At 35.6% G+C, this 25,896-nt stretch carries 27 protein-coding genes; 3 read left to right on the plus strand and 24 right to left on the minus strand.

Annotation, left to right across the window (positions count from 1 at the left end; translation table 11 throughout):
* The 16 genes from J6L95_RS09855 to J6L95_RS09930 form a co-directional block, all read right to left on the minus strand.
* A partial coding sequence (locus J6L95_RS09855; RefSeq protein ID WP_287458459.1) for a transposase occupies positions 1-121 on the minus strand: 121 nt, incomplete at its 3' end.
* Positions 122-148: 27 nt separating this feature from the next.
* Positions 149-1,021: a hypothetical protein gene (locus J6L95_RS09860; RefSeq protein ID WP_287459003.1), complete on the minus strand. Its 873-nt coding sequence runs from the start codon at positions 1,019-1,021 to the stop codon at positions 149-151.
* A gap of 105 nt (positions 1,022-1,126) precedes the next feature.
* Positions 1,127-2,740 carry a hydroxylamine reductase gene (gene hcp / locus J6L95_RS09865; protein ID WP_287459004.1) on the minus strand — a complete coding sequence of 538 codons (1,614 nt, stop codon included), beginning with the start codon at positions 2,738-2,740 and terminating at the stop codon, positions 1,127-1,129.
* A 90-nt stretch (positions 2,741-2,830) separates the two neighbouring features.
* A complete protein-coding gene (locus J6L95_RS09870; RefSeq protein ID WP_074687187.1) occupies positions 2,831-3,055 on the minus strand; it encodes an acyl carrier protein in 225 nt (74 codons plus the stop codon).
* A 46-nt stretch (positions 3,056-3,101) separates the two neighbouring features.
* Positions 3,102-3,437 (minus strand): hypothetical protein, encoded by a 336-nt coding sequence (locus J6L95_RS09875; RefSeq protein WP_029070530.1) that lies wholly within the window; start codon positions 3,435-3,437, stop codon positions 3,102-3,104.
* A gap of 46 nt (positions 3,438-3,483) precedes the next feature.
* Positions 3,484-4,218: a tyrosine-protein phosphatase gene (locus J6L95_RS09880; protein ID WP_074687189.1), complete on the minus strand. Its 735-nt coding sequence runs from the start codon at positions 4,216-4,218 to the stop codon at positions 3,484-3,486.
* A gap of 77 nt (positions 4,219-4,295) precedes the next feature.
* Positions 4,296-5,735, minus strand: a complete 1,440-nt coding sequence (proS, locus tag J6L95_RS09885; RefSeq protein WP_029070528.1) for a proline--tRNA ligase — start codon at positions 5,733-5,735, stop codon at positions 4,296-4,298.
* 87 nt (positions 5,736-5,822) lie between these two features.
* Positions 5,823-8,861, minus strand: coding sequence for an SbcC/MukB-like Walker B domain-containing protein (locus J6L95_RS09890; protein WP_287459006.1), 3,039 nt, complete (start codon positions 8,859-8,861; stop codon positions 5,823-5,825).
* Positions 8,858-9,961, minus strand: a complete 1,104-nt coding sequence (locus J6L95_RS09895) for an exonuclease SbcCD subunit D (RefSeq protein WP_287459007.1) — start codon at positions 9,959-9,961, stop codon at positions 8,858-8,860. Before J6L95_RS09895 ends, J6L95_RS09890 begins: the two co-directional genes overlap by 4 nt.
* Complete coding sequence (locus J6L95_RS09900; RefSeq protein ID WP_287459008.1) at positions 9,958-10,368, minus strand: GNAT family N-acetyltransferase; 411 nt, start codon at positions 10,366-10,368, stop codon at positions 9,958-9,960. The genes J6L95_RS09895 and J6L95_RS09900 overlap by 4 nt, the downstream gene beginning before the upstream one ends.
* A gap of 22 nt (positions 10,369-10,390) precedes the next feature.
* Positions 10,391-11,347, minus strand: a complete 957-nt coding sequence (locus J6L95_RS09905) for a 2-hydroxyacid dehydrogenase (protein WP_287459009.1) — start codon at positions 11,345-11,347, stop codon at positions 10,391-10,393.
* 172 nt (positions 11,348-11,519) lie between these two features.
* Complete coding sequence (locus tag J6L95_RS09910) at positions 11,520-12,251, minus strand: hypothetical protein (RefSeq protein ID WP_287459010.1); 732 nt, start codon at positions 12,249-12,251, stop codon at positions 11,520-11,522.
* Between the two features lie 73 nt (positions 12,252-12,324).
* Positions 12,325-13,701 (minus strand): sodium-dependent transporter, encoded by a 1,377-nt coding sequence (locus J6L95_RS09915; protein WP_287459011.1) that lies wholly within the window; start codon positions 13,699-13,701, stop codon positions 12,325-12,327.
* A gap of 157 nt (positions 13,702-13,858) precedes the next feature.
* The gene (locus J6L95_RS09920; protein WP_287459012.1) at positions 13,859-15,100 is read right to left on the minus strand and encodes a DUF1015 domain-containing protein; all 1,242 of its coding nucleotides are present in this window, start codon (positions 15,098-15,100) and stop codon (positions 13,859-13,861) included.
* Positions 15,101-15,113: 13 nt separating this feature from the next.
* Positions 15,114-15,956 (minus strand): PHP domain-containing protein, encoded by an 843-nt coding sequence (locus J6L95_RS09925; protein ID WP_287459014.1) that lies wholly within the window; start codon positions 15,954-15,956, stop codon positions 15,114-15,116.
* Positions 15,937-16,446 (minus strand): hypothetical protein, encoded by a 510-nt coding sequence (locus J6L95_RS09930; RefSeq protein ID WP_287459016.1) that lies wholly within the window; start codon positions 16,444-16,446, stop codon positions 15,937-15,939. Before J6L95_RS09930 ends, J6L95_RS09925 begins: the two co-directional genes overlap by 20 nt.
* Before the next feature lie 132 nt (positions 16,447-16,578).
* Here J6L95_RS09930 and J6L95_RS09935 point away from each other — a divergent pair, with 132 nt between their 5' ends.
* From J6L95_RS09935 to J6L95_RS09945, 3 genes are read left to right on the plus strand one after another with little or no spacing between them, the layout of a single operon-like run.
* Positions 16,579-16,755, plus strand: coding sequence for a hypothetical protein (locus J6L95_RS09935; RefSeq protein ID WP_159048282.1), 177 nt, complete (start codon positions 16,579-16,581; stop codon positions 16,753-16,755).
* Between the two features lie 8 nt (positions 16,756-16,763).
* On the plus strand, positions 16,764-17,717 hold the full coding sequence (locus J6L95_RS09940; RefSeq protein WP_287459017.1) for a D-2-hydroxyacid dehydrogenase: 954 nt from the start codon (positions 16,764-16,766) through the stop codon (positions 17,715-17,717).
* Positions 17,717-18,568: a patatin-like phospholipase family protein gene (locus J6L95_RS09945; RefSeq protein ID WP_287459019.1), complete on the plus strand. Its 852-nt coding sequence runs from the start codon at positions 17,717-17,719 to the stop codon at positions 18,566-18,568. Before J6L95_RS09940 ends, J6L95_RS09945 begins: the two co-directional genes overlap by 1 nt.
* Positions 18,569-18,574: 6 nt before the next feature.
* On the opposite strand, the gene J6L95_RS09950 is transcribed toward J6L95_RS09945, so the two are convergent.
* From J6L95_RS09950 to J6L95_RS09985, 8 genes are all read right to left on the minus strand, one after another.
* Positions 18,575-19,444, minus strand: a complete 870-nt coding sequence (locus J6L95_RS09950; protein ID WP_287459020.1) for an alpha/beta hydrolase — start codon at positions 19,442-19,444, stop codon at positions 18,575-18,577.
* Between the two features lie 84 nt (positions 19,445-19,528).
* Positions 19,529-19,678 (minus strand): hypothetical protein, encoded by a 150-nt coding sequence (locus tag J6L95_RS09955; RefSeq protein ID WP_155266085.1) that lies wholly within the window; start codon positions 19,676-19,678, stop codon positions 19,529-19,531.
* Between the two features lie 341 nt (positions 19,679-20,019).
* Complete coding sequence (locus tag J6L95_RS09960; RefSeq protein ID WP_029073237.1) at positions 20,020-20,400, minus strand: hypothetical protein; 381 nt, start codon at positions 20,398-20,400, stop codon at positions 20,020-20,022.
* 9 nt (positions 20,401-20,409) lie between these two features.
* Positions 20,410-21,381 (minus strand): tRNA dihydrouridine synthase, encoded by a 972-nt coding sequence (locus J6L95_RS09965; protein WP_029073238.1) that lies wholly within the window; start codon positions 21,379-21,381, stop codon positions 20,410-20,412.
* Between the two features lie 58 nt (positions 21,382-21,439).
* Positions 21,440-21,574, minus strand: a complete 135-nt coding sequence (locus J6L95_RS09970) for a hypothetical protein (RefSeq protein WP_269082101.1) — start codon at positions 21,572-21,574, stop codon at positions 21,440-21,442.
* Positions 21,575-21,582: 8 nt separating this feature from the next.
* Complete coding sequence (locus tag J6L95_RS09975) at positions 21,583-23,478, minus strand: extracellular solute-binding protein (protein ID WP_287459023.1); 1,896 nt, start codon at positions 23,476-23,478, stop codon at positions 21,583-21,585.
* The gene (locus tag J6L95_RS09980) at positions 23,478-24,314 is read right to left on the minus strand and encodes an ABC transporter permease (protein ID WP_029070512.1); all 837 of its coding nucleotides are present in this window, start codon (positions 24,312-24,314) and stop codon (positions 23,478-23,480) included. The genes J6L95_RS09975 and J6L95_RS09980 overlap by 1 nt, the downstream gene beginning before the upstream one ends.
* A complete protein-coding gene (locus J6L95_RS09985; RefSeq protein ID WP_074688511.1) occupies positions 24,314-25,894 on the minus strand; it encodes an ABC transporter ATP-binding protein in 1,581 nt (526 codons plus the stop codon). Before J6L95_RS09985 ends, J6L95_RS09980 begins: the two co-directional genes overlap by 1 nt.
* Between the last annotated feature and the right edge of the window lie 2 nt (positions 25,895-25,896).

The following is a 25,896-nucleotide window of genomic DNA, read 5'->3' on the forward strand; positions in this document are numbered from 1 at the left end:
CTTTAAACCTATCCTCAACACCTTGAATGTTAAATATTTTTCTGCGGTATCGAGGACAAAACACAAAATGGTAGTTGATCAATGATACGGTCGTCTTTGTATGTTTGTATTCATTCTTCATGAATATATAGTAGCATGTTTATAGATGTTAGTCGATGAAATATCTACAAAAGTAAAAAGATGGTCTATCATCCCCACGGTTGAAACCGTGGGTTTTCTCGCCCACATGGGTTATAAAGAGTTCTTTTAGATCCGGTGTCGGAACAACCCAGAATTTATTTAATCCAAGCATTAAACCAACTTTATTACAAAAGTCAGGATGAAGGATGGCCCCGATACATGTCTCATCAGAGCTTTTACTCTTTATTAGCGAGATGCGATTCTTCATCACTTCTGGGATATTGTATTGCGTTAAAGAGTATTTAGCACTAGAGACAATATCATCAATTTCCTGTTTGGCAACATCCTTGAATAAATCTTCTTCAGATAAATCCCACATTTCAAGTGCGGGATAGGAAATAGCCGAAACAGAATTCGAAATTTGACCACTGTTTAGCTCTACTGCCACCAAGAATGTCAAATTGCCAAAGCGAATGTGAGGACAGTTCTTGAGAACACTTGTTTCTGCCTTAGCACTCTCACTGTCCATGCCAATAATCTTCAAACGTTTTTTTACGTTTTCGTAGTTATCAAACTCATGACTTTTATTAGCTGAATGATACACAACTTCTTCTAGAAACTGAAATGTCTTATCACAGCCCATTTCTGCCATCTCGATTTCGTCATGAAATGGCAATGCCTTGCATATAAGTTCATCGATTGACCATTTTCCAATAAGTGTCTTGCTTTTTCTGTCTCTAAGCTCCAGTACGGTTCCATATTCATCATACCCACACATAAGATCAGAATGTTCCTTCTCAAATTTCATAAGTGTTTGTTCAAGCATCAAAACAAAGAGTGTTCGTGTTTTAAGAATGCTTACCACATCGCTGTTTTCAATTGATTTGTTAATGTTTTTCATTTTTCAATCCTCCTCGCTTTCTTATTCTACCACTCTACTTTTTTAGAACGTTTTCGCACGGTGGGTCAAAAAAGAAAAAATGCACTCTTTTAAAAGAGTACATTTTTACATCATCTGTTTGATATCTTCATCTACATTGCTGATGGATTGAATATTGAATGAGTTGACCAGTACATCAAGAACATTTGGTGAAATAAAAGCTGGCAATGTTGGTCCTAGATGAATATTCTTTACGCCAAGTGATAAAAGTGCCAATAAAACAATGACAGCCTTTTGTTCATACCAGGCGATATTATAGACGATTGGGAGATCATTGATATCTTTAAGATTAAAGATTTCCTTAAGTTTTAAGGCGATAAGTACCAACGAGTAAGAATCATTGCACTGTCCTGCATCCAAGACGCGAGGAATACCGTTGATATCTCCTAATGGAAGCTTATTGTATTTATATTTTGCACATCCTGCAGTAAGTATCACGCAATCATGAGGCAAGGCTTTCGCAAATTCAGTATAGTATGATCGACTGGCATGACGTCCATCGCATCCAGCCATGACGACAAATTTTCTGATGGCACCTGACTTGATAGCTTCAACGACTTGATCCGCAAGCTTGAAGACCTGTTCATGCGCAAAACCACCTACGATGCTGCCACTTTCTAATGGTGTAGGTGCAGGACATGATTTTGCCTGATTGATGATTTCACTGAAATCTTTCTTTTCATCAATATGACGACATCCAGGATAGCCTGCTGCTCCCGTTGTCCATAATCTATTCTTATAGCTATCTTTAGGTGGAACAATACAGTTTGTGGTCATAAGAATAGGACCATTGAATGCTTCAAACTCTTCCTTCTGCTTCCACCATGCATTGCCGTAATTGCCAATGAAATGAGGATACTTCTTGAAGAATGGGTAATAGTGACCTGCCAGCATTTCTGAATGCGTATAGACATCCACCCCACTATCTTTGCTTTGTTCTAACAATAATTCAAGATCCTTTAGATCATGTCCAGAAATAAGAATTCCTGGTCTTGTTCCTGCCTCTATGGAAACATTGCTTACCTGAGGATGACCATAGGCCTCAGTATTAGCTCTATCAAGCATCGCCATTCCCTTGATGCCATATTCACCAGTCTTTAATGTAAGTGCAATAAGATCATCAACATTTAACTGATCATCCAAGGTTGCTGCCAATCCTTCCTGAATAAATGCATCAATACTTTCATCTTCTTTTAAAAGTACATTCGCATGTTTTGTATAGGCAGAAAGTCCTTTTAAACCATAGGTAATAAGTTCACGTAAAGAACGGATATCTTCATCTTCACATGAAAGCACCCCTACCTGTAATGCATATGAGATAAAGTCTTTTCTTTCACCATCCCATAAAGCTGCTTGAACAACGTCCCCTTTCACTTTCTTTAAAAGAAGCTTCTTTACTTCAAGGGTCTTCTCTATTCTTTCAATAATGGCTTCTTCATTAAAATTCGCATTAGTAATTGTTGTAAAAAGATTCGTAGTAACAAGATGATTGATTTCCTGATCAATAGCTGTTCCTTCTTTTCTAAGCTGCATACAGACAGCTGACAAAGCTTTTGTGACATAAATCAAAAGATCCTGCATTGCTGATAATGAAGGTGACTTGCCGCACACTCCAAATTGTGTACATCCTTTACAATTCAATGTTTCCTGACATTGGAAACAAAACATTTTATTTTCCATACTTTTCCTCCTTCATGATTATTATGAAGGAAGTAACACATAAAATAAGTTGTCTCAAGAACAAAAAAGCGCTTGTGCAATGCACAGGCGTTATTTTGTCTTTTCATCAATTAAATTTAATAAATCTTTAACTGTCTTGATGCTTAATAATTCTTCATCTTTAAATTCAGTACCGATTTCTTCTTCTAATGCGAATACTAAATCTACTAAGTCTAAAGAATCGATTCCTAAGTCTCTAAAAGAAGAATCTAATGTCAATTCTTTCCCATTAAGTTTATCACTTAAGGCTTCTTTGATTTTATCAAAATAATCCATTATTATTTCACCTCACAAAATAATTATACAAGAAAAAAATGAAAACTCAATCATAATACCTTTTCATGTAATTTAAAAAATGATCTTCTGCCAATCTTCTCTTTCGATAATAGGTACTTTGCGAGGTATAATAATGAACACGATGATAATAATCATCTTCAAGAATACGATAATCTTCCTGATACTCAGATTTAAAAGAATCAATATAGGAAACATATTTCTTTAAATACGCTTCCTTATCCATAAGTCTATTCAAGTAATAGCTTCCTGGACTAACTTCACTGTGCTTCTGTGAAGGATAATAGTTACGTCCATATATTTCTTCAAGACACCTCTTTGATTGAAGATAGCGATCAAAGTAAAGCATTGTTTCTACTTGCATAAAAAGAACCTCCTATCCTTGTATTCACAAATAGGAGGTTCTTTTCTTAAATAATAAAGCTATCTTTAATATCATTGATTTCATCTTCAGTAAGACCAATATCCAATAAGTAGCTATAGGCACTGCCATAATGTTCACGAAGGAAATCCATCATGATCATCATGTAACGTGGAGATGAATTTAAATAGGCTCTTGTCGCTTCATCCATGTTTTCTTCAAGCTGTTCAATAATTTCCATATTGTTGGAATAAGACTCACTGTAATCTTTGACGATATCGTAGTCATGACATCCTGCTAAATCCAACAATAAGGCAGAGATGATACCTGTTCTATCTTTTCCTGCTGAGCAGTGGAATAGAACACAATCATAAAGATGATTAAGGAAGACATCAAATACCTCTTTGATCTGTTGCTTATGTGCTTCTAATGCATAAATATAGACACCGCCAAGATCTTTGTATTCCTTGACTTCTTCTGGTACTACTTTGACGACTTCAGTATCTAGAAGATTGATTTCAATGTTTTCAAAGCGGTCATCTTCACTAAAGCGAGAAGCCATTGCTTTTTTCTCAAAATCACTTCGTAAGTCGATGGTTACACGTACTCCATAATCATAGAGTTTATCTAAATCATGATCACTACATTCATAAGGACCTGATGCACGAACAAAGTGATGAGCCTTTGTATAATGACCATCCTGTGTTTCATAGCCACCTAAATCTCTTGTGTTGGGCATATGATCTAATGAAATATAACGTTCTTCTCTTGTCATGTATAACATACTTTTACCTCTTTCTATGAAATTGTAACACATTCTTTTAAAAAATGTAGAAAAAAGAACTTAGAATAATCTAAGTTCTAATAAGCTCTTGCATAGTAGATGATATGTTTAGCTTTCTTGCCACAGCAAGGACAAACAGCATCTTCTTTAGCTTCATCAGGACGGTAGCATCTGCTTGTTGCCTGATATTCATCTTTCACTTTCATTTCACAATCTAGATCGCCACACCAGTATGTTTCAATATAGCCACCTTTATTGTCAAGAATATCCCCAAATTCATTGAAGTCTTCTGAATGTGTGATATGTGCTTGAAGATGTTCTTCTGCTTTCTTATACATTTCATCATGAATTGTATTCATCAGATTGATAACATAATCACCTAAGTGTTCATCAAGTGCCACTGTTTCTTTCTTGCCATCATTACGTTTAGCAACAATGCACTGACCGTTTTCGATATCTCTTGGACCCACTTCAATACGTACTGGAATACCACGCATTTCAGCTTCAGAGAATTTCCATCCTGGTGATTTATCAGAATCATCAACTTTAACTCTGATTCCCTGTTTCTTAAGCTGTTCAGCCATTTCATAAGCCTTATCCAATACGCCTTCTTTTTTCTGCATGATTGGTACAATAACAACCTGAGTAGGTGCTACTCTTGGAGGTAACACTAAACCATTGTCATCACCATGTACCATGATGATTGCACCTAATAGACGTGTAGATACACCCCATGAAGTCTGATGAACAAATTTCTGTTTATTATCCTTATCTAAGAACTGAATACCGAATGCTTCCGCAAATCCCTGTCCAAAATAGTGAGAAGTACCTGACTGAAGAACTTTTCCATCATGCATCAATGCTTCAATTGTATAAGTTTCTTCAGCACCTGCAAATTTTTCTTTGTCTGTCTTTCTCCCTGTCAACATTGGAATCGCAAGAACATCCTTAGCCGTTTCAAGATAGATATCTCTCATCTGTAAAGTTTCTTTTCTTGCTTCTTCTTCAGTGGCATGAACTGTATGACCTTCCTGCCATAAGAATTCAGATCCTCTTAAGAATGGTCTTGTGGTTTTTTCCCAACGTACAACAGAACACCACTGATTATATTTCTTTGGAAGATCACGATATGATTTTACGATTTTAGCATAATGTTCACTAAATAATGTTTCAGAAGTTGGTCTAATAATAAGATTTTCTTCTAATTCATTCACACCACCTCTAGTGACAACAGCACATTCAGGTGCGAACCCTTCTACGTGATCCTTTTCTTTCTGTAATAATGATTCAGGGATGACTAAAGGCATATAGACATTCTCATGTCCTGTCTCCTTAAATCTTTTGTCCATATAATTCTGAATCTGTTCCCACATCGCATAACCATATGGTCTATAGATGATAAAGCCCTTTACACTTGAATAATCCATTAGCTCAGCTTTACGACATACATCTGTATACCACTGGGCGAAGTTTTCATCTCTTGATGTAATGGCATCGTTTTTAATATTTTTTGCCATGTTTATTCCCCTTTCGTATTCTTTGATATTATATAAGAAAAATATTGAAAGGAAAAGAGTAAAATCAAGAATACATAAGGTTTTTCTTTAATAATGGACATAAAGCGAACTTCCATGTTTACCTCTTTTTACTTCAATGCCTGCTTCAATACGTTCTTTAAGATCACTAACATGAGAAATGATTCCTATCACTTTATCATTCTTCATATCCATAAGAACATTGATTGCCTGATCCAATGATTCATCATCTAAGGTACCAAATCCTTCATCGATGAAAAGAGCATTCAATTCAATTCCACCAGCATATTCCTGTATCATCGTAGAAAGCCCTAAAGCTAATGCCAATGAAGCCTTAAAGGATTCTCCACCAGATAATGATTTGACATCACGAATAGATCCTGATTCATAATCAATGATGTTAAGATCCAATCCTTGACCTGCGTTTCCTTTTGTTTCCTTTCTTCTCAAGAAAGAAAAACGATCACAGGTCAATCTTGATAATTCCCTATTGGCATACTCTAATACATGTTCAAAATAACTTGCTAAAACAAAACGTTCAAATGAGATCTTTTCACTGTTTTTACCAGACGTAATGCTATTGAGGTGTGCATAACGACGATAGTCATCAAATAATTTCTCATTTTCACTTGCTGCCTTCTTGATTTTTACGTACTGTTTCTTCAAGTTCTCATAAGCATTGATACATGCAAAAGCCTTCTCATCTTTTTCTTTTTTCTCATAAGAAAAAGTCTTCAGCTGTTCATCAAGTAAAGAAAGATCGACTTTTTCTTTCCCCTTGACTCTATCCTCTAATTCAGCTAATGAACTCTTAACAAGTTCAAGACGATGCATATAGCGATTATAATCTTCACTCATTACCGCAAGATCCTTGATCTTCTTTTTAAGTAAATCATACTCACTTCTTTCAAAATGATCATTAAGCATCTGTTCAAATGCATTCTTTTGTTTTACTAGATCACTTTTCTTGATTTCAAGCTGTGAAGACAATGTTTCTTTTAATGTATGAATACGTGCTTTATCCTTAAGACGCTGATCACGTTTCTCTTGAATCAGTACAACTCTTTGACTTAAAAGACGTCGTTCTTCTTCTTTCTCTTTCATACTCTCTTCACTAAAGCTTAACAAATTAGGATAATGAGAAAGTGATGTATGACAGGCACTCTCTTCTTCTTTTATATGAATAGATAAATGTTCTAGATCACTTTTTGCCTGTACAATAGCTTTCTCTTTTTCTTCTAGTAATACCTTATCTTTCTCAATCGTCTTCTTTAGATTCTCACGATAGGAGATTTCTTCTTGAAGATCCTTGTACTCTTTCTTTAACTGTATATCCTTCTTTGTCATTTGATCAAGAAGTCTAATAAATGTCTCTTTTGAAAGTTCTTCTTCAATATGCAACTGCTTCTTTAATGTTTCTACATCATGAAAAGCAACACGCTTTTTTTCCTTTTGATCACTCATGTTAGAAAAAGCCTGTTCTTTTTCTATTCTTAACTGTTCAGCTTTTTCTTCTAGACTTTCTATTTCCTGAATGCTTAACACACGTGATTCCATAATAGCTTTTTGTGGATGATGAATACTTCCACATACCGGACAAGGCTCACCTTCTTTTAAGTCTCTTGCCAGTATGCCTGCCTGGTTATCACGGAACCGCTGTGATTCTTCAAGGTATTTCTGATAAGCTTCATCGTAGTCCTTTAAGCTCTTGCCATACACCTGACTAAGTTCATAGTAGGCTTCTTCTTCATTGTTATAGCGATTATAGTCATCAGAAAGCTGATGCATCATATTGCGTCGGTTCTGATATTCACTGACAAGCTGGTCCTTGTCTTTTAACAATAGACGATAATCACCAAGCTGTTCTACATATTTTCGATTGTCTTCTAGCTGCTTCTCTTTGATAGATAAATCTTTTTCATGTTCATGAAGCTGTTCAAGATTATGCAGTTCATCTCTTCTTAACTGAGACAGTCTCTTCTGGCTTCTTTCATAAGCTTTCTTTACCTTAAGTTCATCTTTCCCTTTGGATATTTCTAAATCCAATTGAGAAATACGCTTTTCTCCTTGAGAAAGTTCTTCTAGTTCCTTATTAAAGTCTTCTTCTTGTAAAGCCAATGCTTCATTTTGTTTCTTAGCTTCTTCTAATTGATCACATAATAAATCATAGTCATTCTTTAAGCGAATCACTTCATTTTCTTTAAGACTCACCTGATTAGCTAAGCGAAGCTGTTCTAGCTCTTTGCCTAAGTTATCATAATCTTTCTTTTTTAAAAGCAAGCCTTCTTCTTCCTGCTTCTTTTTATCATAAAGGTCAATATCTCTGTTTAACCCTTCACTATAGGCAAACTCTTTTGTAAGTTCCTGTTTTTTTGTTTCTCGCTCTTTTAATCCTTCTTGTTCACTTGTCGCTTCTTTTCTATAGACTTCAAGCTGTTCTTCAATAAAGGATAATGTTTCAGGCGTAAACTGTTCTATTTCAAAAGGCAGTCCAGCAAGCATTGTACGAAGTGCTACGCTTTTTTCTTCATATCGTTTCTTATACTCATCAGCATGGCTTTTTAAGATATCTTCAAATTGTTTTAAGCCATCTGTATGAAACAGATTTCTGAAGATTTTCTCTTTTTCTTTGGAATCTGCTAAAAGCAATTTCGTAAACTCACCTTGAGCTATCATTACAATCTGCTTGAATTGTCTTGCATCAACCCCCAATAGAGTCTTTACACGCTTATCTACTGGTGTCTTCCCTGTTTCTAGGAGCTGATCTCCTTCATATAATTCCGCAATATCAGGACGCTTGTTTCCTGATTTGGTATAGCTTAATTCTCTTTTAATATGATAGACTTTTCCTTGTAATTCAAAATCAAACGCTATGCGTGTGGGCTGATCATAGTTCGCATAAGAAGAACGAAAGACATCATTGCTGCGATCTGACCCTGATGTTTCACCATACAGCGCATAGCTGATTGCATCAAATATTGTTGTCTTGCCTGCTCCTGTATCACCTGATATAAGATAGAGCCCCTTCTCATTGAGTCCTTTAAAATCAATGATTGTCTCATTTAAATAAGTAGAAAAAGCCTGCATCTTTAATACTAACGGTCTCACTTTGTACCTTCTTCCCAGATTGTCTCAATAATCTTCTGATCTTTTTCATCTAGCTGCTGATTGCACATAGCCTGATAGAATGTCTTATAGAGATCCATCATATTCATTTTCTCTATCGCATGTACTTTTCCCATTGATGTAGATGCATCACCAATAAGCTTGACATAGCTAAGCTTTAAGACATGAGGATAGACTTCTCTTAATAGATCCATCGCATGAGGTATCATATGATCATCTTCTAGTTCAATAGATAAAAGGTCATCTTTATTAGATGTATGACTTCTTAGTTCATCAAACATCCCTCTTATTATTCTTACCTTCTGCCTGCTTTGAAGTTCTACTTCCTCAATATGCATATCATCAATGTCCACTACGACAAAAGATTTCTTCCCCTTTGCTTCATCAAAAGAGTAAGTGCCAAGACTTCCTGAATAACGAACTGTTTCTCTTTTTACATATTGAGGAGCATGCAGATGCCCTAATGCTACATAGTCAAAGGCATCAAAAATATCAGGATCAATGATTTCTGTTCCCCCTATTGAAAGTGTCAGTTCACTTTCACTTGTCTGTGATTTATGGCCAACAAACTGATGGGTAATCAGAATATTCTTGTAGCTAGGATCAATCTCCTGTTTTGAAAGATAGTAAGCTAAAGCATTATGATAATTATCAGTTGGTGCATCTTCAAAGACCTGCTTTATATGAACCGGCTTTACAAATGGCAGCATATAAAATCTGATGTTGCCTTCCTGATGAAAAGCTATCTTCTCTTTTAAATATGTTTCAATATACAGCCCCTGCTCTTCAAGTATCGCACTTGCAAAATTGAGACGGTCCGCTGAATCATGATTTCCTGAAATCATGAATACTTTCTTATGCAGACGAGTAATCAACTCTGATAAAAAATGATTAAGCAGATTTACTGCCTCTTGTGAAGGGACACTGCGGTCATAGACATCACCCGCTATAATGACAGCATCTATTTCATGATGAGACACATAATCAATAATATTCTCTAACAGCTCCCTTTGGATATCTATTAGATTATACTGGTGCAGCATCTTTCCTAAATGAAGATCTGCAATATGTACTATTTTCATGATTTCATCTCCCATCTATAAATGTTTTTTACACGCTCATCTTTAGAAAACATCTTTCTTAATGTACGAGGAATCTCCTTTCTTTCAATAAAGATGGCACCTAGCTTTTCTATCGTTTTTCTAGAAGCGATATTATCTGGATCACATGTCAATAGAACATGATCATAGCCATCTTTGATAATCTGATCCTTCAATAAAAGACAAGCCTGATAGGCATAGTGATGTCCACGATATTCTTCTTCAATATGATAACCAATATGCCCATCATAGTAATGTTCTTCATCATTGCCAAGACGCCATACAATACGTCCTACTTCCTGATTATTCACTTCAATAATATAAATTGAATAAGGTGTAAACCCCGGCAATGAAGGGGCTTCAATATATTCATCTAATATTAATTTCATACATCTATTATAAAAGACTTTCTTATAAAGAAAAAGGTTCATTCACCACATTGATTGGATGGTCAGCATCAAATGCATCAATATCATCCTTCACAATCGACAGCAACCTTTTTCTTGTCTCCAATCCTTTCCATCCCATATGTGGAGTGATAATCACATTTTCTAGTTCATAAAGTGGACTTCCCTCTTCAGGAGGTTCAACTTCAGTAACATCCAAGAAAGCTCCACCAATCTCCTTCGCTTTTAAGCTTGATATAAGGGCTTCTTCATCAACTAAAGCACCTCTGCTTGTATTAATTAAAAAGGCATTATTTTTCATTAAAGATAATGTATCCTTATTGATCATATGATAAGTCCATTCATTCAATAGAACATGTAAAGAGACATAGTCGCTTCTTTTTAACAGTTCATTTAATGAAACATACTCTTCTCCATCATCTTTTGTAGTACGCGTATTATAAATAACCTGCATCCCCATCGCATGTGCTACCTTGCCTACTTCTCTACCAATATGACCAGCACCCACAATACCTAATGTCTTATCATTAAGTTCCTCATGACGCATCAATAATCCATTAATAAAATGTGAATGATCACCTCTTTCTAAGTGACGAAGCTGCATCTGCATTGAAGAAGATAACATCAGCATTCCCATAATGGCAGTATGTGCAACACGTTTAGAAGAATAAGAAGGCACGTTGCATACCGTAATATGTTTCTTGTTGGCAGCAGCTAAATCAATATTATTATATCCCGTACCTGCTTCTACAATTAGCTTAACATTCTTTAATCCTGCAATCATTTCACTAGTGACAGACATTTCCTTTGTCACAATGATTTCCGCTTGACTGGCATGTTCTAAAAAGTTCTTTTCATCAGTGTCATCATACACTATCACATGATCACCAAGCAGCTGATAATCCAAGGCACCATCATAATTCATCTTTTTTCCATTCATTACTACTACATGTCTTTTCATATTTTCCTCCTTAAGTATAAAAAAGCATGCCCGTAGACATGCTTCTCTACAACTTTATAAATAGCTCTAAGTAAAGGGAATTTAAAGGAGCGTATTTATAATGATTGTGCTGCAGTTGAAAGATACAACTACTCTATTATTGTATCATACATCTACATATTAATAAATAGTATTATACAAATTTATCGATTACATCTTCCAATGCCTGCCAATGCGTTTTTGCATTCTTATTTTTTAAGGCAGTCTTCACATCATCATAGACACCCGCATCTTCAAGCTGGCCTTTTACTTTATTGATATCCTTAAAAATATCATCCACAAGATCTTCTACACTATCAAAATTACTTTTGAATGTTTCCTTATTGCTTTTACTTAAAGTCGCATACCACTCTTTAAAGGCAGTCTGAAGTTCACTCTTATTGGTGCTTGCTTCACATTTATTGGCATACTTAAGTAGAGTAGCACCCGCAATGGCACGTTTCAATGAAGAACCAGAATCTCCTTCTTCATAATCAAGAACATCGTTAAGAGCTGTAGATAGGGCCTTCTTATCAAACTCGTAGCTAACTGTCTTCTTCTCTTTAATAATTTCAAAAGTCTTTGTAATTGTCCCTTTGTAATTACCTTTTCCTGTTACAATGACCTGTGCTTCTCCGACCTTTACATTATTTTTATAGCTTACTGAATAATGAGATGGATCAAGCAGTGATCCATTCTGATCTTCTACAGTGACGTCTGGCTTTTTTTCTTTGCCATCGTAATTAAAACTATCTTTAACTAAAGACACCTTGCATGAAGTAAAATCTACAACATTGTCTGCAGTTGTGCCTTTCTCCTTACTGCCACATCCTACTACAGTAAAGAGCATTCCTAAAACAATAATCATACTAAATAGTTTTTTCATATGCTCACCCTCCTATCTCTATTCTAATGCTTTTCTTTTTGATAATAAAGAAAAACTCTAAAGTCAGATGACTTTAGAGTTTAATAATTCCCATAATATCCAATAATGAACTTACTAAGATAATTAATAAGAACAAGATAGCAACATATTTAATAAAGAATAAGTAAATCTTCTTTCTTTTAAATTGACCAGAAGATTCCACTTCCTTAACAATTGTTTCTGGCTTAACCTTTAATAAAATAAGCAGTACTGTCGTAATAGCAGCAATTGGCATCATGACTGAATTTGTAATAAAATCAAAGAAATCAAGAATGCCCATTCCAAGAATAGAAACAAAGCTTAAATAATTGAATCCCAATGATGATAATGTTCCAAGAAGAAGCATTAAAATTGAAGTAAAGATTGTAGCGTTCTTTCTGTTCCAATGGAATTCATCTTCAAATGTAGAAACAGCTGATTCTAATAATGAGATAGAACTTGTCAATGCAGCCAATAAAACCAATGCAAAAAACATGATTCCACCAAATAGTCCAAAATCCATAGAAGCAAAAACCTTAGGAATTGTAATAAACATAAGTGATGGACCTTTTCCTAAATCTGCAGCACTTCCTCCTGAGAAAGCGAAAACTGCAGGAATAATCATCAATCCTGCTAAAATAGCAATAGCAGTATCAAAAATTTCAAGCTGAGTTGTAGATGTTTCAAGATCCATATCCTTTTTCGCATAAGAACCAAAAGTATAAAGAATCCCCATAGCTACTGATAATGAGTAGAACATCTGTCCCATAGCAGCAACAACAGTCATGATTGAAAAATGCTTAAAATTAGGAACAAGTAAATATTTTACACCTTCCATAGCACCAGGTCTTGTAATTGAGTAAATAGCAACAATAACAGCTAATGCGACAAGAATTGGCATCATGATTGTAGATACTTTTTCAATACCATTCTTGACTCCTGCCAATACGATAAAGATAGTCATCAATGAGAAAATAATAAAGAATCCTTCTACTTGAATACCATTTGTTAAAAAGCCTTCAAAATAATGAGAGCCAGCCAAAGGCTGTACATTCCCTCGTAGATATTCAACAAGATATTTAAGTACCCATCCACCAATAACTGAATAATAAGGTACAATAAGCACTGGGATGATCGCATTGATCCATCCTCCAAAACGATAACGAAGTCCTTTTCCAAAATGAGCAAAAGCACCTACTGGACTCTTTCTTGTCATTCGGCCTAATGTCGTTTCACTCATGATCATGACATAGCCGAAAGTTAATACAAGTAGAATGTAAACTAACAAGAACATTCCACCACCATATTTTGCAGCTAAATAAGGAAAGCGCCAAATATTTCCTAGTCCAACAGCCGATCCTGCCGCAGCAAGGACAAAACCAATTTTACCAGAGAAATGACCTCTCTCCTGCGTGTCAACTTTCTTTTCCATACAAACTCCCCTTTAAAAAACACTATCCATGATTATATCTATTTTTTGTCTTATTTCAACAAAAAAATGACTTAAAAATTACCGATAGACAAAATAAATGATAATTTTTTTGATTATTAAAGGAAATAAACATAAAAAAGAAGACCAATCGGTCTTCTTATCTTTCAATTTCATGAATAAACAATCCACTTCTAAGCTTTGGTTCGAACCAAGTAGACTTAGGTGGCATAAGCATCTTAGCATCCGCAACAGCCAATAATTCATCAATAGAAGTTGGATACATCGCAAAAGCCACTGATCCTTCTTTTTCATCAACTAATCTTTCAAGTTCCTTTAATCCTCTGATTCCACCAATAAAAGAAATACGCTTATCGACACGTGGATCTTCAATGCCAAGAATTGGTGTCAATACTAAATCTTGAAGATAAGCAACATCAAGAGAAGTAACAGGATCATTACGATCTTCTAGACATTCTTCCTTCATTGTTAAAGTGTACCACTGATGAGCATAATACATCTTAACAATTCCTTTTCTTTCAGGTGCACCAAATTCTGATGAAGAAACATTAAACACATTAAGCAATTCACCAAAGAATTCTTTTTCACTTAATCCATTTAAATCTTTCACGAAACGGTTATAATCCATAATATATAATTCATTATCAGGGAAAAGAACTGATAAGAAATAATTGAATTCCTCTTCTCCCGTATAATCAGGATGTTCTTCTCTTCTCTTTAATCCCACTTTAACCGCAGAAGCAGTACGATGATGTCCATCAGCAATATAAGTAGCTTCTACATTCTCAAAAGCCTTGATTAATGTTTCATTATAACAATCATCAACGATCCAGACAGTATGCTTAACATCATCTTCAGCCACAAAATCATAAAGAGGTGCTTCCTTCTTTACTTTTTCAACAAGATCACTGATCTCCTGCTTTTGACGATAAGCAAGGAAAATAGGTCCTGTCTGCGCAGATGTCACATCAACATGATTAATACGATCCACTTCCTTTTCAGCGACAGTATTTTCATGTTTCTTACATACTCCATTAATATAATCATCAATAGAAGAAAGTGCCACAATTCCGTTTTGAGCACGTCCATTCATTGTCAGCTCATAAATATAATAATGTTTCTGTTCATCCTTAATAAAGATTCCTTTTTCTTTAAAAGACTGAATCATTTCATCAGCTTTCTTATAGACATCATCCCCATACATGTCATGTCCATCTTCAAACTGTGTCTCAGGTCTATCAATATTCAAGAAAGACAGCGGTTTACCTTTAACCGCCTCTTTCGCTTCTTCTCTAGAATAAACATCATAAGGCAACGCCGCAACATCTTTTGCATAATCTGCAGCTGGTCTTAATGCCTGAAATGGTAATACTTTTGCCATAATTCTCCCCCTATTACTTCACAATCTTATGAAGAATCGTCAATTGACTTGCATCAATCTGACGTCCTTCCGTGTTGAGTCGTCCTAATTCAACACTTTTATTAATGCCATGATAATCACTGCCGCCACTTATTGTTAACTGAAAGCGACTGGCCAATGAGCAAAGATAATCCTCTTCTTCTTGATTATAACGAGAATAGAAACATTCCAGACCATCAATTCCTGCATCTAAAAGCAAGCAAAGCTGTCTTTCACATTCCCAAGGTGCTAAATGACGCTTGTGTTCCCCACCCAGTGGATGAGCCCATACTGCCCACCCATTAGCGTCATGAATAGCTTTAATAACTTCATGATAATCTAAGCGATCATCGTCATCATGACATCCTGCAACAATCTTAATTCCTTCTTCCATGCTTGATACATACTCATATTGCATGAGCATACGTGCTAGATGTGGCTTAGCACAGGCATTTAATTGACGTAGTTTTTCTTTATCTTCCTGGCTAAACTCATACCCAAGATGACTAAGATAAACGAGCCTATTCTCAAGTTTTCTTTTTCTTTTAAGACGACCTTTATCAATCACCTTCTTCATCACTGGATGCGTTGCATCAAAGCCATATCCTAAAATATGTGCTTCACGATACTTGGTAATTGTAGAAAACTCAATCCCCGCAATAAGCGTCACTCCTGAAGGTATCTCATTTACAGCATGTACACCTGCTAATGTATCATGGTCAGTAATGGCACAATATGTGATGCCTTTTTCTTTCACTTTCCTTAAAAGACTATCACTTGAATCACTGCCATCACTTGCAGTTGTATGAAGATGTAAATCAGCTTTCCATTTCTCCACTTAAATACTCATCTCCATCATCGAAATCAGGATATAGATAACTTGATAACATATCAGCAAGAAATACTCTGATAGCCTGTTCATCAAGGACTGCACGTGCAAAAACCACTGCGGAAACCAATAGTTCCTGAGGACTGATTTCACTTGCAAATTCAATGCCCACTTCATCCTCTTCATCATAAATATAAGCCTCAAAAGAATCAGGATAAAAATTAAGCTTATGTAATTCCTCAGCAAAAACTCTTGGATTAAGATCAATTACATCATAAAGACGCTCAAAATCAAAAAGAATAGTTGGAATAATAAACCTTATCATCTCAGGATCATCTACATCTCTGATCATTTCTTCTATGAAATCTGTCAACATGTTATGAATAAGATCATAAAGCGTTTCAATTTGTTCATCACTCATTGCATCAAATAAACCATAGTCTTTAATACCAACAGGTCCATCTGAAACAAATAAAATCTGTAGCAGTTTATTTTTCATATAGATTCCTCATCTTTCTACGATATCTTCTATCATTCTACTATACCATTATTAAAAAAGCTATTTATTTTGTTTATATCCATTTTATGGTATAATCCATTTAGGATTATACCTAATAGCAAGGAGAGAATTATGACCTATAAACAACTTATCATCACTGTGCTTGTCGCTATATATGCCTTATTGGCAACCTATGTATTTCCCAAAAATACCACAACATACATTATGACATGCATCATTTTTATACTCTGGATCTTCTTCCAGATAAAAGTCTATAAAGACAGAAAAGAACGCTACAAAAAGAAATGAGGTCAATTATGAATATTTATATCTGTGCAGAAATCGATGATCATCATGTCAAAGAAATCATGGATTCACACAAAGAATTCAAGATGATCTATAAAGAAAAGCTTACCCAAGAAGATGTCAACAATGCCAATCTCATCATTGGCAATCCCAATATGAATCTTGATTTACACAGTGATTCATTAAAAGCCATCTTCTTAAATTCAGCTGGCAACAATCAATTTTTAAACGGTGACTATATCAATAAGAACACCCGCTTAACAAACGCAAGCGGAAGTTATGGACCAGTCATCAGTGAACATGTATTGGGCATGATCATTGCCATGAACAAAAATTTTAAGTATTATATCAATAATCATTGGCATCAGCTTTATACTGGCAAAGAGCTTTATAAAAGTACAATCCTTATTGTAGGACTAGGCGATATCGGTTTATCATTTGCAAAACGTGTCAAAGCGTTTGATACACATGTTATCGGATTAAGAAAACACCCTTCTAAAAGTCCCTATGTGGATATTGAAGACACCATTGATCACCTTGATCAATATCTTCCCCTCGCTGACTTTGTATTATTAGCATTACCTGAAACCAAAGAAACTATTCATTTATTCAATGAAGAGCGTTTCTCATTAATGAAACAAGACAGCGTCATAGCCAATGTGGGAAGAGGAAGTGCCATTGATGAAAAAGCACTCATCAAACATATTAAGTCCCATCACCTCTTTGGCGCATGCCTAGATGTCTGTGATAGTGAACCACTTCCTGATACAAGTCCCCTTTGGGATATGGAACAGGTACTTATCACGCCGCATGTTTCAGGAGGATATCATTGGGAAAGCGTGCAATCATACTATACAGCTCTTGTCATAAGAAATATTGATCATCTATTAAAAGATGAACCACTAGAAAATGAAGTCGATCTCAATCTAGGATATCGCACACATGTCATAAGGAGAGAAGAATAATGAAAACAGGTCTAGTACTAGAAGGCGGCGCCATGCGAGGACTCTTTACCGCAGGCGTGCTGGATGTTCTTATGGAAAATAACATCGATTTTGATGGTGCGGTAGGCGTATCCGCAGGCGCCTGCTTTGGCATCAACTACAAATCCCATCAGATTGGACGTACCATTCGCTACAACATGCGCTATTGTCAGGACAAGCGCTACGGCTCATGGTCTTCTTATTTAAAAAGTGGGAATGTTTTTGATGCAGAATTTTGTTATCATGAGCTGCCGCTTAAAAAGGATCCATTTGATATCAACGCCAGCAAAAAAAACAAGATGCCCTTCTATGTTGTTGCAAGCAACATTGAAACAGGACAGGCCGCCTATCGGCGCATCGATGATGTAACACACACCGAGCTGGAATGGATACGCGCGTCCGCGGCCATTCCGCTTGTTTCTGATATTGTAAACATTGAAGGACTCAAACTTCTAGACGGCGGCGTAGCCGACAGCATTCCTCTACATTTCATGGAAACAAAGGGTTATGAAAAAAATGTTGTCATATTGACTCAGCCAAGAGACTATCGTAAAGAGAAGAACCGCTTTATGCCTCTTTTAAAACGAAAGTATCATGATTATCCGCTTTATTTAAAAGCGTTAGAAAACAGACATATCCATTACAATAAGACCTTGGATGATATCAAAGAGAAAGAAAAAACAGGTGAGCTATTTGTCATAGCACCACCTCATTCTCTTCATATTTCCGCAATGCAAAATAAGCCACGTGAACTTGTCCGTGTCTATGAAGAAGGACGCATTGCCGCTAATAATGCTTTGAAGTCATTAAAAACATTTATGGGATCGCATTAACGATCCCTATTTGTATATAAATGATTTAAAATAATGAATCATCTCATCCATCACTTTATGTGATTCTTCCATTTTTACATTTAAATGGAAACAATGGAAAAGTGGTGTAGTGGTTCCTACATAATACTTGTAAGTAAATGGAATATCATTATTGATTAATGCCTCATGAAGTGCGAGGGTCTGACTTTTAAGAAAATCCTTATGTGAAGTCATCATGAAGACTGGTGGGAATGATGATGTCATATGCGTTAATACATTATACTTGCTGATATCATCATCTTTCTTAAACAATCCTTCCAATAGCTCCGGTGATGTATCGATCGTAGGATCTTCTATATTATAACATCCACACATAAGCGCAATCGCACGTGGCTTAAATCGTTCTTCTACTTTTACACCAACATCTTCCTGAGCCCTTTTATTATTTAATAGATTCATATAATTGCCCAGAATATGTGCTCCTGCAGAATCTCCAACCATAAAGATTGATTTCATATCCAGATTAAAGAAAGAAGAATTCTGATACATCCATGAAACAACAAGACTTAAATCTTCTAGTGGTGCAGGAAAATGAAATTCAGGAGCTAGACGATATGAGAAGTTGATAACCGCAAAGCCACGCTTGCACATCTCATAACAATAAAACTGATAACGTTCTTTATCGCCATAATACCATCCTCCACCATGCACATTAATAATTAAAGGAAATGGTCCCTTCTGTGTCTTTGGCGTATACAGATCCAATACTTGCCACTTCTTAATCCCATAAGAAAAATCCCTATACGTATTGATACTTGTAGGAATAGTTAATCCCTCATCTCTTTTCGTATCAATCTTTCCAAACTGTGTTCTAATCATTTTTGCGTATTTATTCATATATGTTCCACCTCCCTTATATTTTATCATTTTAAAATATTATATACAAACAAAAGGACTATGCTTAACATAGTCCTTTCTTGCTTATCGAACTTTTTTAGGATGAATCAATACATATGGAGATTTTTCATTTTCCCAACGTTCAAATACTGATCCTTTTACAGAGTTATTAATCTTAACTTTCTTTCCATCAGTCTTTTTGACTTCATCATTCTTTTTGATCTTCTTGTTCATACTTGTTCCTCCTTACCATATATTTCCTATGTTCTATTAATAAAATAAAGTGTAAATCCCCCGACTTACATCAACAATCATTTTGCTCCACGGACGAGTATCATATTATTATAAAAAGGGGTTCCTCGTATATATCACACATGACGTTCGACAAGCGAATCATTTTTGGAGCAAAACTTCTTATTTAGCTTTCAACTCATGTGACACAATAATATACAGAAGAACACCCTTTAATAAAATGATCTTTTTCTATTATCTCGTCCTCCTTTATCTTTGTAACTTTATTATACACAAGTTTGGAAGCGTTTTCAAGTAAATGGAATAAAAAAGTAGTCGTAAGACTACTTTGATTTCATAAGATTCATAAAAGCACATCCTGACCATAAGGCGTATATTGCAAAGTTATCTTTAATAAATAACAGATATTTATCCCCCAATAACTTAAAGCCAGAGTATGTCAATAGAATATAAATAAACAATGCCACATAGATGATGGTCACAAGCTTATAGATAAGCTTATAGCCATTGATCTTTATTGTTGAACAATAATAATAGATTATGCCAATCAAGAAATAAAACAGTGATGTCAATATATCTCCAATGCCATCAATATTAAATAATGATGCAATCTGATTAATGTTCTTAAAGAATAATCCATATAAATACACAATAAGGACTGGCATAACGATATAAAAAGCTAATTTGCCTTTTTCTGCTTTCATGTTTTCCTCCTATCTGAAGTGCATGTCTTTGTGTAATTCATTATTGATTGCACAAGAAGAAACAAGCTGTTCCACAGCTTCCTTGTAGTCCTTGCACGTCTTTGCTTTTCTGACAGCCTTCAATGATTTTTTATCTACATAAAAGAGTGTCTCAAAATAATACCAGAGTTCTTTCATCTTAAAAAGAACATTCTTATCTCCACCAATACGCTCCTGATAGCCTGAAAGGAGATCATGATGGAATGAAAGAAACTCTTCTTTTGTCAATGATTCATGAGTAAGCAATTCTCTTGCAAAAGCGGGATTAGCAATCATTCCTCTTCCAAGCATGATGCGTTCTACTTCTGGGAATCTTTCAATAAACTGATGATAATCTTCTTCATCTAGAATATTGCCATTATATGTCACTGGATGTTTTGATTTTTTTAACATCTTTTCAAAGGTATCTAGATGTACTGGCTTCTTATAGAAATCTTTCTGAACACGAGGATGAATAATCAGTTCGGAAATAGGATATTTATTAAAGATGCTGATAAGTCTTTCTGCCTGTGAATCATCTTCTACTCCTATTCTTGTCTTAATGGATACTTTTATATCAAGATGAAGAAGTGTAAACAATTCATCTAAGAACATATCCAATTGATCAAGATCCTTAAGCATCCCTGCTCCCTTCCCTTTAGTAACTACAGTTGGGGATGGACAGCCAAGATTGATATTCACTTCATCATAGCCAAGCTGATGACATTCCTTGATAGCCCATAGACATTCTCCCGCCTTATTAGAAAGAATCTGAGGAATGATATGAATATCCTGATTATGCATTGGTGCAATATCATTGCGTTCCTTGTTCTTCAATTTGAGATTCTGATTAGCTGTCAGAAATGGTGTATAGTAACGATCTATTCCTATAAAATGCGACTTATGTGCATTTCTGTAGGTATAACCTGTAATGCCCTCCATGGGCGCAAAATCAAACTTCATAGACTTCTCCTTTAGATAGGTATTCTATCATAAAGTGATAGAAAAGGAAAAGGAGAGATTATTTTTTTGATAATCTCTCCTTATATTTTATAAGCTGATAACCTTCAAGCATCATGCGGATAATTTCTAGTTCTTTTTCATCCGCATCGCTTAACATCTTTTTCAAAAGTTTACTTACTATTTCTTCTTCCATAATAAACCTTATGAGTTACTTGCGACAATCTTTACTCTAGACCACAATGTCGCAATTGTTTTTCTTGTTCGATCATTGTAATTAAAGACTTCATCTTTACTGTAAGATGAACGTGGTGTATAGGCTTCATTGCCTTTAAATGTAGAAGTGGATAATTCTTCTTCAACATCCTTACGTGGAGATGTATAGCCGACATACTTAGAGTTTTCAGTAGCGGCTTCTTTTGAATTGATGTAGTTCATCCATTCATGTGCCAATTTTGGATTCTTGGCATTCTTTGGAATACACATCGCATCTGTCCAGATGTTTGTACCTTCTTTTGGCATATAGAATCCGACATTTTTATTATCGCTAATTATTGAAGCAGCATCACCAGAATAAACCAGTCCTAGCGCTTTTCTTGTCTGTCTCATATTATCGATAATTTCATCCGTAACAATTTCTGGCTTCATTGTCTTAACTGCTTTTTCTAGCCATTTATAAGCTTTCTGAAGTTCATCATTGTTTGATGTATTCATCGAATATCCTAATGCCTTAAGAGCCATCATGAAAGAATCACGTTCTGAATCATAGAGATAGATATCTCCCTTGAATTTGGTATTAAGGAAAATATTGAATCCATCATGTTCAAGTTCTTGAATAGAAACTTTTCTTTTATCGTAGGCAATACCTACACTTCCCCAGAAATAAGGCATTGAATAGTCATTATTCTTATCGAAAGAAAGATTCAAGATATCCTTGTTAATTGCATTGAAGGTATCTTTTAAAGCAGGTTTATCAATCTTCTGTAAAAGATTTTCATTCTTTAATCTTTCAATCATATAATCACTTGGTACAAGAATATCAAAACGTTCTCCGTTTGCGACTTTAATGTACATCTGTTCATTGGAATCAAAGTTATCTACGACAACCTTGGCACCTGTTTCATTTTCGAAGTCAGAGACAACATCTTCTGAGAGGTATTCACCTGGCAGATAGATATGAAGCTCCTGTCCTGCATAAGGACGATTGCTTGTCTGACGTAATGCGAAAACTGAACCGATCACCACACATGCAACTGCAACAACAGCGACAACCTTTGGCCAAGTCTTGCGCTGTGCCAATTCGTTATGTGTCGATTGTTCACGTCTTCTTTTTGCAAGAACAGGTAGAATATTCACAATAGCAAGAACAATTGTCACTAAGATAACAACAACTGTACTAATGGCATTGACACTCGGATTGACACGCTTGCTCATTGTATAAACCATAATACTTAAGTTCTTGATACCCCCACCAGTTACAAAGTAAGAGATGATGAAATCATCAAATGACATTGTAAATGCGATCAAGGCACCAGAAATAATACCTGGGGTAATCTGTGGGACGATAACCTGCCACATGGCACGTGTTGGGGTTGCCCCTAGATCCATTGCTGCTTCTGCAATATTAGGATCAAGTGCACGTACTCGTGGTGAAACGCTTAAGATGACATAAGGTATACAGAAGGCAATATGTGCCAACAGCAATGTCATAAAGCCTTTAGGAATATTCAATGTGATAAACAATAGCATCATGCCGATGGCAGTGACAATATCAGGGTTCATTAATGGGAAATCATTCATCACATTAACAAATCGTCTAAGTCGTTTTCCTGATTGTGACAAGCCGATGGCTGTTACTGTACCTATGATTGTAGAAATGAGTGTTGCAAGTACCGCAACGATAATAGTGATATACAAGGATTCCATCATTGAATGATTCTTTAACATTGTCTTATACCAGTACAATGAGAATCCTGTGAAGTGTGTTAATGATTTAGAACTATTGAATGAGAAGATCATCATGAAGATGATGGGCATATAGAAGAACACTATGACCAGTGTCATCAATATGCTGCCGAAATATCTTTTTTCTTCTTTCATTATGATGACACCTCCTCACCTGAACGACGTTCAGCACGTCTTACAGCCATCATTGAAAGCATCATGATGATAGCCATGATCATTGAAATAGCAGAACCAAAGTTCCATTCACCAACAGTGATGAACTGGTTTTCAATGACATTACCGATTAGGAAGTATTGTCCTCCACCCAATAATTTAGGGATAAAGAATGAGCTTACTGCTGGAAGGAATACTAATGTAATACCTGATACAACCCCAGAGATTGATAACGGGAAGATGACACGTCTAAATGTCTGTACCTTATTGGCTCCAAGATCGTTGGCCGCTTCAAGCAATGACTTATCCATTTTTGTTAATGCGGTATTGATCTGTAAGATCATAAATGGAAGGAAGTTGTAGACCATCCCAATAAGTACCGCTGTTTCAGTATAAAGAAGGTTTACATGTTTAAAACCTAAAAATTTCAACAGTGCTGCAAAGATGCCATCGTTAGATAAAAGTCCAATCCAGGCATATGTACGTACGAGCATATTGATCCACATTGGTAAAGTAATAAGAAGTACCAATGTTTTTTGCATCTTTTCTGATGAACGTGAAATAAAGAATGCGATTGGATAACCAATAAGAAGACAAATGATCGTTGTCTTAATAGCTATCAATAAAGAACGACCTAATATCAATAAGAAATCAGGATCAGTAAAGAACTTAATATAATGTGCGAAAGTCAATCTGAATGGCAGCACGCTGTTGCCTGCTTTCATGACAGAATAGAATGCAATCAGCAGCATCGGTAATAGCAGCATGAGCATTGCCCAGATGACATAAGGAATCGCTAACGCTCTAAATCTTTTCATTAGAATCCCATCTTCTCCATGACATGAATATTTTCAGCTTGGAAAGATAAACCGACTTCCTTTCCTTCTTCACAATATTTTGTCGTATGAATCTTGAACATACGTCCTGTTGTAGAGAATGTGACTGGATAGATTCCTTCATGAATGGAGTCTGCATCAAAGTCGTAATCTACATTAAGTTCAATATCTTCATCTTCATCAGTCAACTTCCATGCCTGAGCATTAGCCCATACACGCAAGTCTGTGTCCAAGGCCATTGATTCCTGAATTTCATCGATTGTCTTAAAGAAATTGAAAGCAGAAATAGCTTCATTGGCTTTCTTGTTTTCAATGACTCTTTGATCAATGACACGAATTTTTCTAGTAATAGATGTTCCATTAGAAGTAGAGAATGTAACTTCATATTCCCCTACTTCCTGTTTTAAATCCGTGGAAATATTGGCAATTGAAATGTTTTCATCGGTTTCAGGAATCCATGCTTGGGCATCTGCACGGGCAATGATTTCTTTTTCATCGATGCCTTCCATATCTTCTAAGTCAAGATAGAAATCATTGGCACTAATGGATTCTTCTCCTTCACTTACCACATTGGCACTATTTTTTTGTACATGCATATTAACAGTAACAGTTGTACCAGGAACAGTTTCTACCATGATTTCATAATGTACTCCCTTAAAGAGTACTGAAGAGACAATACCTGTCATTTTTCCTTTTTCTTTATCGACAATGTCGATATCTTCTGGTCGAATGACAACATCTACTTTTTCCATTGGCTTGAATCCTTTGTCGACACATTCGAAGTCAATATCATCAAAACGTACGACTTCATCTTTAACCATGCGTCCATCTACGATATTGGATTCACCAATAAATGAAGCAACATAACGGTTCACTGGTTCATTGTAGATATCCTGAGGTGTTCCTACCTGCTGGATTTCTCCTTCTTTCATGATGACAATTTTATCAGACATTGTTAAGGCTTCTTCTTGATCATGTGTTACAAAGATGAATGTAATTCCTACTTCCTGCTGGATACGTTTAAGTTCATACTGCATTTCTTTTCTTAAACGAGCATCCAAGGCACTTAATGGTTCATCTAGCAGCAATACTGCTGGTTCATTGACAAGCGCTCTTGCAATAGCGACACGCTGCTGCTGACCACCTGACATTAAAGTGACATCTTTTTTCTCATAGCCTTCTAGACCAATAAGCTTAAGCATCTTCATGACTTTCTGATCAATGACATCTTTTGCTTCTTTTTTGATCTTTAATCCAAAGGCAATATTGTCATAGACATTCATATGAGGGAAAAGTGCATATTTCTGGAAGACTGTATTAAGTTCTCTTTTATAAGGAGGTAAATCTTTGATATCTTCTCCATTTAAAAGAACCTGTCCTTCCGTTGCTTCAATGAATCCCCCAAGTATTCGTAGTAATGTTGTCTTACCACATCCCGAAGGTCCTAGCAATGTAACAAATTCATTTTCATATATATCTAAATCGATACCTTTTAGTACCTGCATATCGTCAAAGTTTTTTACGATATGCTTAAATTCAATGATTTTTCTTTTTTCATCCATAA

The sequence above is a fragment of the Kandleria sp. genome (genome assembly GCF_017934775.1).
GTDB classification, from domain to species: domain Bacteria; phylum Bacillota_I; class Bacilli_A; order Erysipelotrichales; family Coprobacillaceae; genus Kandleria; species Kandleria vitulina.

Excerpts from the sequence above, each read along its gene's own strand:
- J6L95_RS09860 (WP_287459003.1), bottom strand. The coding sequence starts at position 1,021 with ATGAAAAACATTAACAAATCAATTGAAAACAGCGATGTGGTAAGCATT.
- hcp (WP_287459004.1), bottom strand. The coding sequence starts at position 2,740 with ATGGAAAATAAAATGTTTTGTTTCCAATGTCAGGAAACATTGAATTGT.
- J6L95_RS09870 (WP_074687187.1), bottom strand. The coding sequence starts at position 3,055 with ATGGATTATTTTGATAAAATCAAAGAAGCCTTAAGTGATAAACTTAAT.
- J6L95_RS09875 (WP_029070530.1), bottom strand. The coding sequence starts at position 3,437 with ATGCAAGTAGAAACAATGCTTTACTTTGATCGCTATCTTCAATCAAAG.
- J6L95_RS09880 (WP_074687189.1), bottom strand. The coding sequence starts at position 4,218 with ATGTTATACATGACAAGAGAAGAACGTTATATTTCATTAGATCATATG.
- proS (WP_029070528.1), bottom strand. The coding sequence starts at position 5,735 with ATGGCAAAAAATATTAAAAACGATGCCATTACATCAAGAGATGAAAAC.
- J6L95_RS09895 (WP_287459007.1), bottom strand. The coding sequence starts at position 9,961 with ATGAAAATAGTACATATTGCAGATCTTCATTTAGGAAAGATGCTGCAC.
- J6L95_RS09900 (WP_287459008.1), bottom strand. The coding sequence starts at position 10,368 with ATGAAATTAATATTAGATGAATATATTGAAGCCCCTTCATTGCCGGGG.
- J6L95_RS09905 (WP_287459009.1), bottom strand. The coding sequence starts at position 11,347 with ATGAAAAGACATGTAGTAGTAATGAATGGAAAAAAGATGAATTATGAT.
- J6L95_RS09910 (WP_287459010.1), bottom strand. The coding sequence starts at position 12,251 with ATGAAAAAACTATTTAGTATGATTATTGTTTTAGGAATGCTCTTTACT.
- J6L95_RS09915 (WP_287459011.1), bottom strand. The coding sequence starts at position 13,701 with ATGGAAAAGAAAGTTGACACGCAGGAGAGAGGTCATTTCTCTGGTAAA.
- J6L95_RS09920 (WP_287459012.1), bottom strand. The coding sequence starts at position 15,100 with ATGGCAAAAGTATTACCATTTCAGGCATTAAGACCAGCTGCAGATTAT.
- J6L95_RS09930 (WP_287459016.1), bottom strand. The coding sequence starts at position 16,446 with ATGAAAAATAAACTGCTACAGATTTTATTTGTTTCAGATGGACCTGTT.
- J6L95_RS09935 (WP_159048282.1), top strand. The coding sequence starts at position 16,579 with ATGACCTATAAACAACTTATCATCACTGTGCTTGTCGCTATATATGCC.
- J6L95_RS09940 (WP_287459017.1), top strand. The coding sequence starts at position 16,764 with ATGAATATTTATATCTGTGCAGAAATCGATGATCATCATGTCAAAGAA.
- J6L95_RS09945 (WP_287459019.1), top strand. The coding sequence starts at position 17,717 with ATGAAAACAGGTCTAGTACTAGAAGGCGGCGCCATGCGAGGACTCTTT.
- J6L95_RS09950 (WP_287459020.1), bottom strand. The coding sequence starts at position 19,444 with ATGAATAAATACGCAAAAATGATTAGAACACAGTTTGGAAAGATTGAT.
- J6L95_RS09955 (WP_155266085.1), bottom strand. The coding sequence starts at position 19,678 with ATGAACAAGAAGATCAAAAAGAATGATGAAGTCAAAAAGACTGATGGA.
- J6L95_RS09960 (WP_029073237.1), bottom strand. The coding sequence starts at position 20,400 with ATGAAAGCAGAAAAAGGCAAATTAGCTTTTTATATCGTTATGCCAGTC.
- J6L95_RS09965 (WP_029073238.1), bottom strand. The coding sequence starts at position 21,381 with ATGAAGTTTGATTTTGCGCCCATGGAGGGCATTACAGGTTATACCTAC.
- J6L95_RS09970 (WP_269082101.1), bottom strand. The coding sequence starts at position 21,574 with ATGGAAGAAGAAATAGTAAGTAAACTTTTGAAAAAGATGTTAAGCGAT.
- J6L95_RS09975 (WP_287459023.1), bottom strand. The coding sequence starts at position 23,478 with ATGAAAGAAGAAAAAAGATATTTCGGCAGCATATTGATGACACTGGTC.
- J6L95_RS09980 (WP_029070512.1), bottom strand. The coding sequence starts at position 24,314 with ATGAAAAGATTTAGAGCGTTAGCGATTCCTTATGTCATCTGGGCAATG.
- J6L95_RS09985 (WP_074688511.1), bottom strand. The coding sequence starts at position 25,894 with ATGGATGAAAAAAGAAAAATCATTGAATTTAAGCATATCGTAAAAAAC.